This is a genomic window from Niallia tiangongensis, assembly GCF_044704065.1.
Taxonomy (GTDB): domain Bacteria; phylum Bacillota; class Bacilli; order Bacillales; family Cytobacillaceae; genus Niallia; species Niallia tiangongensis.
Genome location: NZ_CP162613.1, coordinates 2669374 through 2682640, shown reverse-complemented (window position 1 = coordinate 2682640; position 13267 = coordinate 2669374). Strand labels below are relative to the sequence as shown.

Sequence of the window (13267 nt, the reverse complement as noted above, 5' to 3'; positions counted from 1 at the left end):
AGGAATGAAAATGAAAATTAAACAAATTAAATCAGAAGCAAGGCAAGCTTTAAAAGGATCATGGGGAAAAGGTGTCTTATTAAGCCTCATTTATTTTCTTCTTAGTATGGTTCCCACGACACTAATTAATATTCTATTTAGTGGTGGGATACATAATTGGCTTTATCAGCAATCTTCTTCTGCTGGGGCTGAGTTGGTTAACTTTATCATCAATCTCCTGTATATTCCGTTGACTATAGGAATTCTTTGGTTTTATCTAAGCCTGCTACGTTCTGAAAGTCCACAAGTTTCTCAAGTTTTTAGAATATATACAGATGCTGTACTATCTGTGAAGCTTATTGGCACAAATATCATGATTGGTATTTTTACATTTTTATGGTCTTTATTGTTACTTATTCCTGGGATTATTAAAGGATTAGCTTATTCACAAACGATGTTTTTATTAAAGGATAATCCAGAGTTTGGAATCTTTGAAGCAATTACTGAAAGTAGAAGAAGAATGGATGGATACAAGTGGAAGTACTTTTTGTTAGGTCTAAGCTTTATTGGCTGGGGTATACTTTGTATCCTTTCCATCGGAATTGGCTTTCTTTGGTTAGTTCCTTATGTTTATACTGCAAACGCTACTTTTTACCAAAATCATATTGCCGAAAAAGAGGTAATAGAACTTTAAAGTGTTTTTCCCTTCAACAGCTTCACGAATCAATTTTAAATGGATTTTTATAAAATTTGGGAATGGGACTATGCTGTGTAGTCCTATTTTTATTTGTAAGTTTATCTATTTGGAAAAAATTAGACTATTTTTATTCAATACAGAAACTTTCTCCTATCTTCACACGTATGTACTAGTAATAAGAGAGGGAGGATTTTGATATGTCTCTTTTACGTGTAGAGATAGAAAAAGCTGGCTATGAGAAAAAGAAGGAAATTATTCAGGACATTCATTTCGCAATTGAAAAAGGGGAGTTGGTTGGCTTAATAGGGCCAAACGGAGCTGGCAAAAGTACAACGATTAAAAGTTTGCTAGGTCTAATGGAACATTTAGATGGAGAGATTTCATACATCAATGATATCACTTATTCTTATTTACCAGAAAGGCCCATTTTTTATGATGAATTAACTTTATGGGAACATCTTGATTTTGTTGCGGCAGTGGAAGGTTTAGAAGAAAAAGCTTATAAAGAAAAGGCAAATACGTTATTGGATAAGTACAAGCTATCCGAACATGCACATGAAAACCCAACGAAATATTCAAAAGGTATGCAGCAAAAAGCAATGCTCGTTCTTGCGATGATAACGAATCCTTTATTATATATGATTGATGAACCATTTATGGGACTTGATCCAAATGCGATGAAGCTTTTCCTAGAATCGATTGAAACGGAACGAAAGCGCGGGGCTGGAATCCTGATGTCTACACATGTATTAGATACAGCAGAAAAAATATGCGATCGATTTCTTATGATTCATGATGGTCATCTTGTTGCAAAAGGAACGTTAGAGGATATACGAAGACAGTGCCAATTGCCAGATGGCTCCTTGTATGAATGTTTTCATATGCTAGCGGAAGGTACTTAAAATGAAAAGTAGACAGCTGTTTTATCATCGCGTCATAAGAAATTGGAAGTTTCATAGTCAGGTTTTTCATTCTGTGGCAGATTGGACGGTAGTCTTATATATTCTTATCCCTGCTATTATTTTTTGTGCAGCAATATATCTTTCATGGTGGAAGAAATTACCTGAATGGCTTGATAACATTCCTTTTATCATCCCGTTTTTCGTCCTTTATCTCCTTTCATGGACTGGAAATATACGCACCTTTATGGTGGAAGCGGACAAAGTATTTTTGGTGAAGAAGCCTGATTTGTTAAGGGGATTAAAAAGAAGGGCTTATCTTTATTTTCTTCTTCAGCAAATTCTTGTCATATGTGCAGGGGTTAGTTGTCTCCTACCTTTTCTGCTCTATTATTATTTGTTAAGCTGGCAAGAGATTATCGTCTTATTTGTCTACTTTAGTTCTTTACAAGCGTGTCTCCTATTTTTGAAATATCAAATTCGAAAAGTTGTTTCTACTTTTCGAAAAAGTATCATCATGCTTAGCTTGTTTCTGGTATTTAATTGGTGTAGTCAATGGCTGTATAGTATAGTAGATAACGGTTATCATCTTCCGGTTTATGCCATTTCTTTTGCGATGCTCATTTTGTCGATTATCTTAAGTTTGAAAGTGATAAGTAAAATAGGTTCTCTTGACATACATATTGAAATGGAGCAAGAACGAAAATCGAGTGTTACTCAATATATCTTTATGGCTTCACCGCAAATAGAAAAGCCAGTGGTGATGAGAAGAAAGAAACCATTACTTTTCCGTAATTCCAAACGAATTTTTAAAAAGCGTAGTCCGATTAATGGCTTGATCAACTATTTATTAAAATTGTGGTTCGGAATTCAAGTTATTTATATGGCTATTTAATGTTAATCAATAGTACTACATGGGCGATTACTCTTATTCCGCCTATATGGCTTAAAATAGCTATTTTTATCGCCTTTTGCTTCATGATGTATGGGTGGCTTATATCTCTATGGAATAAGGTTTGTCAGTATAATCCATTAATGAGCAAATATATGGATCGTGATTTTTATTTTTCAGCAAGGAAAAAAGGCGCTTGGATAATGCTAATTCTAGCTGTATTAGTCATTATTTCATTTTACACTCTAGTTTGGCTGTTAAAGGTAATGATTGGTTTTGTCTAAAAATAATATGGGAGGCATAGCATGGAACAACAATGGTTACAATGGGCAAAGCAGCTTCAAGCGATCGCTCAAGCAGGCTTAACGTATTCAAAAGATATATATGACTTGGAAAGATTCGAATCCATTCGAAATATTAGTTTGGAAATTATGTCGGAATTTACAAAGGTTGATACAACCATCATTCGTGAACTTTTTGCAAATGAAACCGGTTATGCTACTCCAAAAGTAGATATTAGAGCAGTTGTTTTTAAGGATGGGAAGATATTAATGGTGAAAGAAAAAACGGATCAGTCATGGGCGTTGCCAGGAGGCTGGGGAGATATTGGCTTGACACCTGCAGAAGTCGCAGTAAAAGAGGTCCAAGAGGAATCTGGTTTTGATGTGAAAGCTGTGAAATTAATTGGAGTAATGGATAAGAAATGTCATCCTCATCCACCTTCACCCTACCATGTGTATAAGATGTTTATTCAATGTGAGATAGTTGGAGGAGAGGCGAAAGAAGGTATAGAAACAAGCTCCGTCGATTTTTTTGCGAAAAATGAACTTCCGCCACTATCGATACCAAGAAACACAGAATCACAAATTCAGCTAGCTTTTAAATATTTACATAATCCAGAGGAGCCGGCTTATTTTGACTAATTACCCTCTAAGATCGATATTTGTTTTTTATAGGGAAATCAATTAGTTGATTTGTAATTTTGAAATAATTAAAATGGGAAGGGAAATGAAAAAAAATTTAAGGATGATTATTTATGAAGGAAAAAGAAATACAACAATTTCGTCAACCAGACCATGAGATTGATCCCCTTTTTATCAATCGTTGGTCGCCCCGTTCTTTTATAGAAAAAGAAGTGCCAGAAGAAGTGTTAATGCGCGTTTTCGAAGCAGCTCGTTGGGCGCCTTCCGCCAATAATTCGCAACCTTGGCGGTTTATTCTAGCCCGTACAAAAGAAGAACGAGCGCTATTTCATTCTTTTATTTTCGAAAGAAATTTAGAATGGTGTAAAAATGCGCCTGTGTTAGCGGTGCTTATATCGGATAAACAAAACCGTATGGATGCATTTGATAGCGGGACTGCCTGGGGCTTCTTATCCTTGCAGGCGATCAAAGAAGGATTGAAAACACATGCTATTGGTGGTTTTGATAAGGAAAAAGCACGTGAAGTATTAAATATTCCAGAAGAATTTAATATTCAAGTAGCAATTGCCATTGGATATCAAGGAGAGAAGGATGCATTACCAGAAGATTTTCAAGCACGTGAACTGCCGTCCAATCGTCGTCCATTAGTTGAAACAATCTTTGAAGGAAAATATAAATAGTAAAAAACAGACGCTATGTATGAATACAGGCGTCTGTTTTTTTACTATTTAAGACTAATAGCATATTTATCGATTAAATCCTTAAGGGCGGGGCGCTCATTTCCCTCTCTACCAACTACATGGGTTGCAGTGATTAAGGAATTTAGTACAGCTTCTTCTGTTGCCTCTCCAACGGCTCTGAAAGCTAAATCAATATCCTCTTCATGGATTGTCGAAACTGGAACGCTAGAAGTTGGCTTTTCGTGAGGAATTTTTGTTGCTGTTGAAAAACCAATGACAATTTCACCGCTACCAGTTGTAATGATGGAGCCAGTACGGGAAAGACCTGAAACTGCCCTCTTAATTATTCGACTTAATTGTCTCTCTGACACCGGAAGATCTGTTGCAACGATAATAATAACAGAACCCTGATCTTTATCTTTTTTTGCCTGAAGAAGATGTTCTTTTAGTTCTTGTCCGATTGGATTCCCGGCTATTGTTAAATCACTTAATATCCCGAAATTAGTAAGGGCGAACACACCCATTATATATGTCCCATGCTCCATTGTCATTATTCGAGAAGAAGTTCCAATCCCACCTTTTAACGAATAACAAAGCATTCCTCTTCCAGCACCTACAGAGCCTTCTTCAAATTCAGAAGAGGCATTAGCGATTGCCTCGAAAACATGTTCTTTCGTAATGTTTCGTGCTCTTACATCATTTAAGAACATATCATTACATTCACAGACAATCGGATTAACGGTTCCAGTCGATCGGCCAATTTCCTCGTTTTGTTGGAGCATATATTCAATTAGTGCATCAGCAGCTGTACCAATGCTTAATGTGTTTGTTAAAAGGATAGGAGTTTCGATTGTCCCTAATTCATTGATTTGTATGGTGCCCATCGTTTTGCCAAAACCATTAATTACATGGCTTGCAGCGATTACTTTTTCTTTAAAAATATTTCCGTGATGAGGCAAAATGGCCGTAACACCTGTCTGTATATCACCATTGCTTAATGTAACATGACCAACAGTAACGCCCTCGACATCCGTAATCGCATTTTTACTGCCTGTTTCTAGTCTACCGATTGTTATCCCGTAATCTCTCAGTCTTTTTTGTGGATTCATCATATAGCCCGCCTTCCTATTATATAGTTTTATTTTTTCAAAAATTTAGAAGTTTATCAAGTTTATTATTTGATTTAACTCCTCTTAATGTGATTATTCGATATAATGATGGAAGAAAAGCTTATCTTTAAAGGATTGTAAGCAAAAAACTTGGAGGGGAAGAATGGAAAATAAACAGTGGAAAGTAGGTATTTTTCTATTTAATGATGTAGAGGTTCTAGACTTCGCAGGTCCATTCGAAGTATTCTCTGTCACTACAAGAGAAGATGGGACGAAACCATTTTCTGTGAATACCATTTCAGAAAACGGACAAATGATCTATGCGAGAAATGGCTTAAAGGTACACCCTGATTATAGCTTTGATACGATGCCATCCTTTGATATTTTAATCATTCCAGGGGGTCTTGGGGCAAGAGAGAGCGAAATAAAGAAAGACAGCGTCATTCATTGGATATCACAGCAAATGGAAGAAGTGCAATTTATGACTTCTGTTTGTACTGGTGCATTATTGCTAGCAAAAGCAGGTTTGTTAGATGGGAAGAAAGCCACAACGCACTGGGCCAGCCTAGATAGACTAGAAAACGAGTATCCCGAAGTAAATGTAGTAAAAAATGTTAAGTTTGTGGATGAAGGAAATGTTATTACTTCAGGTGGGATTTCTGCAGGTATTAATATGTCTTTTCATCTTGGAAAGCGTTTAGTAGGTACTAAATTGATGAAGGAAACTGCGAAGCGAATGGAATATGATATAGAGCTTTAATAATAGGGAAACATTACAGATTGAGATTGCTGCTTTTATGCAGCAATTCAGTTTGTCGACAAAAAGATTTTTAATAAGTTAAATTTAATTTTTATGCGTTGCTTGGAGCGAAAGGGGTGAGACTCCTGTGGGATTAGCGAGCCCCACGGAAAGCGAACCCCTGTAGCGGAAAGCAACATCTTATTCGAAGAGATTAATAAAAATACTATATAAAAACGTCTGTTTCTAAAATATCGGAGTTTGTCTACAGTCTGGATTGCTGCTTTTATGCAGCAATTTTTTTATATCAGCAATACATACACATGATTGTTAAATAACAATAGGAACATATGTTCTCTATGTGGAAAAAATGAACAATACGGAATGAAAAAGAAGAAAAATGAATAATAAGATTGACAATGCTTAATGAAACGGAATAATATAAATTTATATCTTAATGTGAAAGGGAAGAGTATGTTAGCGGAGGAAAGAAGAAAAAGAATTTTAGAACTCATAGAAAGAGATGGCAAAGTAATAGCCAAAGATTTAGCAAGAAAATTTGAAATGTCTCTTGATTCGATAAGAAGAGACTTAACAATTATGGAAGAACAAGGCTTGCTTCAAAAAACATATGGTGGTGCCATTCTTCATGGACCAACACCTAAAGTACGAACAATGCCACAGAAAGAATCACTCAGATATGGAGTAGGTGCTCCACATGAAAATGCTATATCAAAATTAGCAGCTTCTTTTATTAAAAAAAATGATACTGTTTTTCTTGGAGGAGCAGGTATTCATTATGGAATGATAAAGTATTTGCCAAAGGATATCCCTTATACAATCGTCACCAATTCCTTAAAGATTGCTGAACATATTAGAACACAAGAAAATATTAGTTCTTATCTAATCGGAGGAAAATTAAGGGAAGTTTCATCTGGTAGTATGATAGATTGCCTTGCTATGGAAATGATGCGTAAATTTTCTTTAGATATTTGTTTTTTAACAGGAGGAGGAATTAATGCGAAGGGCATTAGTACTTCTACTCCCGAAGCTGCAGCATTTGCTCAGACAGTTTCCAGTGTTGCACAAAAAGTGGTATGCCTTGCCCCGCATGAAAAAATAGGGCTTGAGATGTTTATGCAATCCATACCAATGGAAGATATAGATATCCTTATCACAGATCTAGGTGCTCCGGAAAAAACAATTCAAGAAATGAAAGAGAAAAGACTAAAAGTAATATTTGCCGATTTACATTGATTAGAAAGAATGGAATAGGAGATTCAAAATGAGATGGATGAACATAGAAGGACCTTCAAAGCTAGAAGGCTCCATAGCAGTACCAGGTTCGAAAAACAGTTCCCTGGCAATTCTTGCAGCAGCATGCTTGGCTAGTGAGCCAGTAACTTTAAAGAATATACCAAACATCGCAGATTTTCTTGTACTGCGTCAAATTGGGGAGGAAATTGGATGTGTGATGAATCGAGATCTTCTAGGAGATGTTCATATTGACCCGACTAAGATAAATAACCCCATTATTGAACCTGAAAAGTCTGGTAAATTTAGAACAGCCTATTATTTTATTGGAGCATTACTCGCTAAATTTGGAAAAGTATCACTTGGCTATCCAGGTGGAGATGATTTTGTAAGCAGACCAATTGATCAACATATAAAAGCATTCGAGAAAATGGGAGCTACATTTACTTTTCATAAAGATTATTATGTTGTGGAGGCTTCTAGATTAAAAGGAGCAACCATTTATTTTGATACAAAAACTTCAGGAGCAACCATTAATAGTATGCTAGCAGCGGTATTAGCAGAAGGGGAAACAATTTTATTAAACGCGGCGAGAGATCCAGAGGTTACAGATACTGCATTATTTTTAAATCAAATGGGCGCAAAAATTATTGGTGCTGGAACTGATACAATCAAGGTTAAAGGTGTTAAACAATTAGGTGGCTGTAGTTACAGTATTATTCCGGATCGGCTTATTGCAGGAGCTTTTCTCATTTCTTCCGGAATCACAGGTGGCACCATCACAGTAAAAGATATAATTCCAGAGCATCTGACATCCTGTATTACGAAATTGAAAGAAATCGGTGTAGGCATTGAAATAAAAGAAAATAATATTACATCCTTTTTAGACGGAAGAATGAAAGCGACTAGAGTGAGAACCGCTATGTTTCCAGGATTTCCTACGGATTTGCAACAGCCTTTAACAGTGTTGTTAACACAAGCGAATGGGAAAAGCATACTCCGAGATACGGTTTATCCTAACCGATTTAATCATGTATATCAGTTGAATAAAATGGGAGCTAGTATAGAGGTAACAAATGGAGTTGCTAATATAAAAGGGAAGTCGCCTTTACACGGTGCATTAGTTAATGCTTCCGATGTCCGTGCAGGAATATGCCTTATTCTTGCAGGAGTAATTGCGGAAGGAACGACAACGATTACCGGAATTGAACATATAGAACGTGGATATGATGAAGCAGTTGCAGCTTTTAATAGTCTCGGAGCGAAAATCTCATTACATCATTCTGATGAAATTACGAATGATACATTAATGATGGAAGAATTTCAAAAATTAATTAGATAAACGAAAGTGTATAATCTGAATTTTTTTAAGATAACCCTAGCTAATTGGAAATCCAAAGGTGTCCTTTTTAATGGACGTCTTTGGTTTTTTTGTTAGTTAGAGAGTCTATGTATCTCACAAACATGTAAATAATCTTATATAGGAGTAAAATAATGACTTATCGCTAAGTATCACATTTAGAATGTCCAAAATGTCAGGGGACAGTAGAGGTTACAAAGGTGATTTTCTCGTGCTAGATAGTTAATGTGAAAAAATGGATGTTTGCTTACTATATCAGAGGAAGAACTGCTTGCTGCGCAGAAATTAGTCGTAGAGCTAGAAGGGAATTTTATATGTCCAGAAGGTGCGGAACCATTGCCGCCAGCGGGGAAATAAGAAAAGAAGAGTGGATAAGGGAGAGGGAGTCGTCGTTTGTTTAAATACTGACACATGGATAAAGTAACCAAAAATGGCAGAACTATCAAATATACCAATTATAAAGTCTAGGGAATTTATAGAATGATAAACTATTGCTAGAAAGACAGGTGTAATACTTGCAGTAATGGATTAGTTATAACCGCCGATTTTTACCGGCGGTTATTTATTGAGTTTTCTTCCTTTTTACTGTGGCAATTTATAATAATACTCAACTTCATCCATTGCTTCGTTATACTCCACATATAAGTCATGGCCATTAAAAAACCAAACATCTGTTTCTTCGACATAGAACTGAATATCATCTACTGTGATACTGGATATCGCATCAACTGGACCCTCAATAGAAAATCCTAATGAAAAGTTCTCTTGGACCGGACTATTTCCATATATCATCGGATAAAAGCGCACATAACTTCCAAGTTTTAAACCAACTTCATTCTTAAACCATGTTAAAGCAGCATTGCTAATGTGTATTTTCAAAGTATGATCCTCCTAAATAAATGCTGTATTTTATACCCATTTCCAATCACTATCATGACCTAACAGTAATTTTCCATTTGAAATAATATGTGCAATATCTCAATCACCCGTTATACTCCAAAATATTTCTTAGCTTGTTCCAAGAAAATTTGATCTTTATCTTTTAGTTCATCTTCATGATGAATTGCTTCAACTGGGCAAACTGCTTCGCAGGCCCCACAATCAATACATAAAGACGGATCAATAAAATATTGATTTTTGCCAAGCTCTATACAATCTACTGGGCAAACTTCTACACAATCTGCTGCTTTTTCTGTAATGCAAGGTGATGTAATAACAAACGCCATTTTCTCCACTCCTAATTTAAATTTTACACCTTATGTAAAGATTTAAACAATGTTTATACTTTACATTGTATTATACTTTTTATATAAATAAGTATAATAAGTGTTTAAGAAAATATTACTATAGTCATCAACTTATAGCAATTTATTAAAAATCCTTTTGTTTTTTTATGCAATCTAAAATAGTGAAACCTTTCTATAAAAATATCGAATAAGTAGTAGGGATTGGATAAAAAGGTGGAGAGACAGTTTAGTGGGGAGAAGAATTCTTTCAATGAATAGAATTTAATATACGGAATATAGATAAAATTCAAGAGAAATAAGAGGGAATAAAGGAAAAAGTAAAGCAGGGTATAATGGAAAATACAACAAACCAATCACTACATTATGCATTTTTGTAATATTTATCAAATAATTCTTTAATATTACAAAAAATTCGCTATAATGAAATGAGCAGCAAATTAGATCGGCTGTTGTTTTACCATACATAAAGGAGGATATGAATTGAAAATTTCAGCAATTAAGTATGAAGCAAGACAATCATTAAAAGGGGAATGGGGAAAAGTAGTAGGACTTACTTTCCTATATTTCATTTTAAGTACGGTTATAAATTTCTCGATTGAAGTGTACGCTAGTGGAGGAATCATAAATTGGTTTAATCAAGATTACACACCACCACTTGCAACCATATTAAATGCCATTATTAGTGTTATTTTAATCCCATTAACTGTAGCAATCAGTTGGTTTTATCTAGATATCGTTAGAGAAAAAAGTCCTGAAATTCCGCAGGTTTTCACGATATACACGGATGCAAGGTTAGCTCTAAAGGCGATTGGTACTACTATCATGATTGGTATATTTACATTCCTATGGTCTTTATTATTATTAATTCCGGGAATTATCAAAGGGCTAGCATATTCACAGACATTTATGATTTTAAAAGATCATCCAGAGTTATCGGTTTTTGAAGCAATTACAGAAAGCAGAAGAAGAATGGATGGATACAAATGGAAGTTCTTCCTGTTAAACTTAAGCTTTATTGGTTGGGGCTTTTTATGCCTATTGTCTTTAGGGATTGGTTTCTTATGGTTAACTCCATATATCTATACGTCTAATGCAACTTTTTATCATAACTTAATCGCAGATAAAGAAACACTTTGATTAAAAACTCAGAACCCAGGAAGTAAGCTTGTTTCTGGGTTTTTTACTGTTTACAGGTTAATTTGATATATAAATGTAAATATGAAGAGGAGGAGAAAGAATAAGCTTAGTAAGTAGATAAAATTAACCATCAATAATTTTGAAAATAATGTAAAGGAATTACTGAAAGAATGTTAATGTATTTATAAAATATTAATTTGGAATTGGATACTAAATGCACAAATCTTTGGATAGTTAATAAATCAGTTAACGTATGGATTTTTCGTGAAATAATGGTAAAAATTATCTAAAATCATTAAAGATAAGTCTAAAAATAGCTATTTTATAAATGAATTGAATTTTGTTAAAACAATAGTGTAATCCAAATCAACTCTAAAAAAATATTTCATTTTGCAAGATTGTAAGTAATCAATAAAAACTAATGTCAAATTAATGATTAAATGCCAAATGATAAATTTCGCATTTTGTCTCACTATCTAAAGTATACTTTATTTTGAGATGAGATTTATATATATTCCAATTGCTGTGTATAATATATATTATGTTCGGGGCGTTATGATAAATATAAGAATATAGTAAGACTACATTCTCTCTACTCTATTCTTATACTGTTTATCTTTAATATCATTTAAATCGATAAATTTCGTACTATATTCTAAAATATCGTTCATATACAATTGATTTGATTTTGCAAACTGTTTCGCATCCTCCAATAATTGTTTGTCGTAAGTTGTTTTGTATTGAACTCGATCCTTAGGTCTGGATTCTTTTGAGAATTGAATCATTTTATTTGCTAGTAAATTTCTAAGTCCATTTTCAATTAAATAATTAATATGTGTATCATTTTCTTCAGCCATTTGGTTTAATTTATCGATGATTTCTTTACTAATATTTGTTCTAAATTTGACCCTAGATTGATCCGTTTCTTGAATTAATTTACCGTTTACTAATCTCCACAATTTTTTGTAAACCTCCTATAAAAGGGTATTTTTGGTATGAATAGTCATGCGCATCTTTTTATAAATTATATATTCTTCATTTTCCATATTATTATATATTATATTTGCTAATTTAGGGAGTTTATGTTTCTCTTTAACCCACACTCTATATATGGTGTTATTTGCTGTTAAGAACTCTCGTCATGTTGTGCCTTCATAAATGAAAGAACCTCAAAAATGGATAAAATTATTCCATTTTTGAGGTTCTCTTTTTTTATAGCCCCCTGTTCATTATGCAAGGTTTAGGTAGTATTTTTTAAAAATTATGCAAGAATCATAAATTTATAAACAACAAACATGATTACAGTGAGAAGTACTTGGCCAGCAACAAAATTCGCATAAATTTTATTGCTTTTCTTTTTACTGTTTTTATCCAAGTATTGAATAACTAAATATTCGTTTGTAAAAGAAGTAACATTGACTATTATAAGGAGCGCTAATGTTTTTGAAAATGCATTTTCGAATGAAGTAAACGACGTTGAAAAAAGTAATAGGGTCAAAATTAAATGAGTGAAAGAAAATCTGAATTTTTTTGCTGACATGTAGATGCTTTCTGTATTAATCAAAAACTTACACCTCCAGTATTAATCATAGAGAATCCCTGCTACAGTATATGCAGCACCTATTATCAAGGGAATCTCAATAGGTTAGCAGCAGTAGAATATAAGCCTGCATGTAAGAGAGCTATAATGGATAGGGCGTCACCACATGACCTTCCAGAAGTGTCAATTGTTCCACCAACTATACCCAAACCTACGTCTAGATTAGCATAAGTTGCAAATGCCCCCTCAGTTGTGGTTTCACTTGATAATGTTAAGGATTCCGTGTAGCAATCCATGACATTTTGGATTTCGCTTATGCTTATTGGATAGCCAAATTCTTTTACCTTTTGTTCAAATTCTTCGCTGTTAATAACATCTAGCTTAACAGTGCCATTTGATTCAATGCTAGCCTTTATATGTTCCTGTGTCAATTCTACCATCTTTAATTGTTCTTCAGTTAAATCTAGTTGCTCTAATTCATCTAGCTTCTGTGTAGAAAAATCTTACTTCGTCTATCAATCAGTATATCGATAGAGAAAAGTAAACCTCTCCAAAGCTTTTTCCCAGTTTATAATACGCTGATTCTTGAGTGCATAAAGTAACTCATGAAATACTGGCTGAAGCCCATAAAATTTACTCACTCTTTGCAGGATGGCTTCTGCTTTTTCCGAAAGATTGATAGCAGGCTAATACATTTTTTGTGAAGTCTGGGCCATATGACCAATAAATTCCAGCAAAATCAAAAGCAGGGTCTCCTATTTGTGCATCAGTAAAATCAATAATGCCACTAATCCTCTCTCTGTTCATTAAA

Annotated in this window: 17 protein-coding genes; 10 read left to right on the top strand and 7 right to left on the bottom strand. The window is 34.2% G+C overall.

Translation table 11 applies throughout. The annotated features are described in order from the left end of the window. Positions 1-10: 10 nt before the first annotated feature. From AB3U99_RS12805 to AB3U99_RS12780, 6 genes are all read left to right on the top strand, one after another. Positions 11-673 (top strand): DUF975 family protein, encoded by a 663-nt coding sequence (locus AB3U99_RS12805; RefSeq protein WP_400241514.1) that lies wholly within the window; start codon positions 11-13, stop codon positions 671-673. 200 nt (positions 674-873) lie between these two features. Continuing rightward, positions 874-1578, top strand: a complete 705-nt coding sequence (locus AB3U99_RS12800) for an ABC transporter ATP-binding protein (RefSeq protein WP_400241513.1) — start codon at positions 874-876, stop codon at positions 1576-1578. A 1-nt stretch (position 1579) separates the two neighbouring features. Then, a complete protein-coding gene (locus tag AB3U99_RS12795) occupies positions 1580-2470 on the top strand; it encodes an ABC transporter permease (RefSeq protein ID WP_400241511.1) in 891 nt (296 codons plus the stop codon). Continuing rightward, positions 2470-2751, top strand: a complete 282-nt coding sequence (locus AB3U99_RS12790; protein ID WP_400241510.1) for a hypothetical protein — start codon at positions 2470-2472, stop codon at positions 2749-2751. The genes AB3U99_RS12795 and AB3U99_RS12790 overlap by 1 nt, the downstream gene beginning before the upstream one ends. Before the next feature lie 21 nt (positions 2752-2772). Next, complete coding sequence (locus AB3U99_RS12785) at positions 2773-3390, top strand: NUDIX hydrolase (RefSeq protein ID WP_400241508.1); 618 nt, start codon at positions 2773-2775, stop codon at positions 3388-3390. A 113-nt stretch (positions 3391-3503) separates the two neighbouring features. After that, the gene (locus tag AB3U99_RS12780; protein ID WP_400241506.1) at positions 3504-4070 is read left to right on the top strand and encodes a nitroreductase family protein; all 567 of its coding nucleotides are present in this window, start codon (positions 3504-3506) and stop codon (positions 4068-4070) included. Positions 4071-4114: 44 nt separating this feature from the next. Here AB3U99_RS12780 and AB3U99_RS12775 read toward each other — a convergent pair whose 3' ends face one another. Continuing rightward, positions 4115-5179, bottom strand: coding sequence for a P1 family peptidase (locus AB3U99_RS12775; protein WP_400248062.1), 1065 nt, complete (start codon positions 5177-5179; stop codon positions 4115-4117). A gap of 163 nt (positions 5180-5342) precedes the next feature. Here AB3U99_RS12775 and AB3U99_RS12770 point away from each other — a divergent pair, with 163 nt between their 5' ends. The 3 genes from AB3U99_RS12770 to murA all read left to right on the top strand — a co-directional run bounded on the left by AB3U99_RS12770 (position 5343) and on the right by murA (position 8514). After that, positions 5343-5939 carry a DJ-1/PfpI family protein gene (locus AB3U99_RS12770; protein ID WP_400241505.1) on the top strand — a complete coding sequence of 199 codons (597 nt, stop codon included), beginning with the start codon at positions 5343-5345 and terminating at the stop codon, positions 5937-5939. Positions 5940-6392: 453 nt separating this feature from the next. Then, a complete protein-coding gene (locus AB3U99_RS12765; protein WP_400241504.1) occupies positions 6393-7175 on the top strand; it encodes a DeoR/GlpR family DNA-binding transcription regulator in 783 nt (260 codons plus the stop codon). A gap of 28 nt (positions 7176-7203) precedes the next feature. Further along, a complete protein-coding gene (gene murA, locus AB3U99_RS12760; RefSeq protein ID WP_400241503.1) occupies positions 7204-8514 on the top strand; it encodes a UDP-N-acetylglucosamine 1-carboxyvinyltransferase in 1311 nt (436 codons plus the stop codon). Positions 8515-9114: 600 nt separating this feature from the next. Here the strand turns inward: murA and AB3U99_RS12755 are convergent. Continuing rightward, complete coding sequence (locus tag AB3U99_RS12755; RefSeq protein WP_400241502.1) at positions 9115-9411, bottom strand: HesB/YadR/YfhF family protein; 297 nt, start codon at positions 9409-9411, stop codon at positions 9115-9117. Positions 9412-9521: 110 nt separating this feature from the next. Beyond that, entirely contained in the window at positions 9522-9758 is a 237-nt protein-coding gene (locus AB3U99_RS12750) for an indolepyruvate ferredoxin oxidoreductase subunit alpha (protein WP_400241500.1), read from the bottom strand. Between the two features lie 501 nt (positions 9759-10259). Here AB3U99_RS12750 and AB3U99_RS12745 point away from each other — a divergent pair. Beyond that, entirely contained in the window at positions 10260-10916 is a 657-nt protein-coding gene (locus AB3U99_RS12745; RefSeq protein WP_400241499.1) for a DUF975 family protein, read from the top strand. Positions 10917-11497: 581 nt separating this feature from the next. Here the strand turns inward: AB3U99_RS12745 and AB3U99_RS12740 are convergent. The 4 genes from AB3U99_RS12740 to AB3U99_RS12725 all read right to left on the bottom strand — a co-directional run bounded on the left by AB3U99_RS12740 (position 11498) and on the right by AB3U99_RS12725 (position 13263). After that, a complete protein-coding gene (locus tag AB3U99_RS12740; RefSeq protein ID WP_400241497.1) occupies positions 11498-11875 on the bottom strand; it encodes an rRNA methyltransferase in 378 nt (125 codons plus the stop codon). A gap of 302 nt (positions 11876-12177) precedes the next feature. After that, entirely contained in the window at positions 12178-12480 is a 303-nt protein-coding gene (locus tag AB3U99_RS12735) for a hypothetical protein (protein WP_400241496.1), read from the bottom strand. A 62-nt stretch (positions 12481-12542) separates the two neighbouring features. Then, positions 12543-12896 carry a hypothetical protein gene (locus AB3U99_RS12730; RefSeq protein ID WP_400241495.1) on the bottom strand — a complete coding sequence of 118 codons (354 nt, stop codon included), beginning with the start codon at positions 12894-12896 and terminating at the stop codon, positions 12543-12545. A gap of 193 nt (positions 12897-13089) precedes the next feature. Then, positions 13090-13263 (bottom strand): phosphotransferase, encoded by a 174-nt coding sequence (locus AB3U99_RS12725; RefSeq protein WP_400241494.1) that lies wholly within the window; start codon positions 13261-13263, stop codon positions 13090-13092. Positions 13264-13267: the final 4 nt, after the last annotated feature.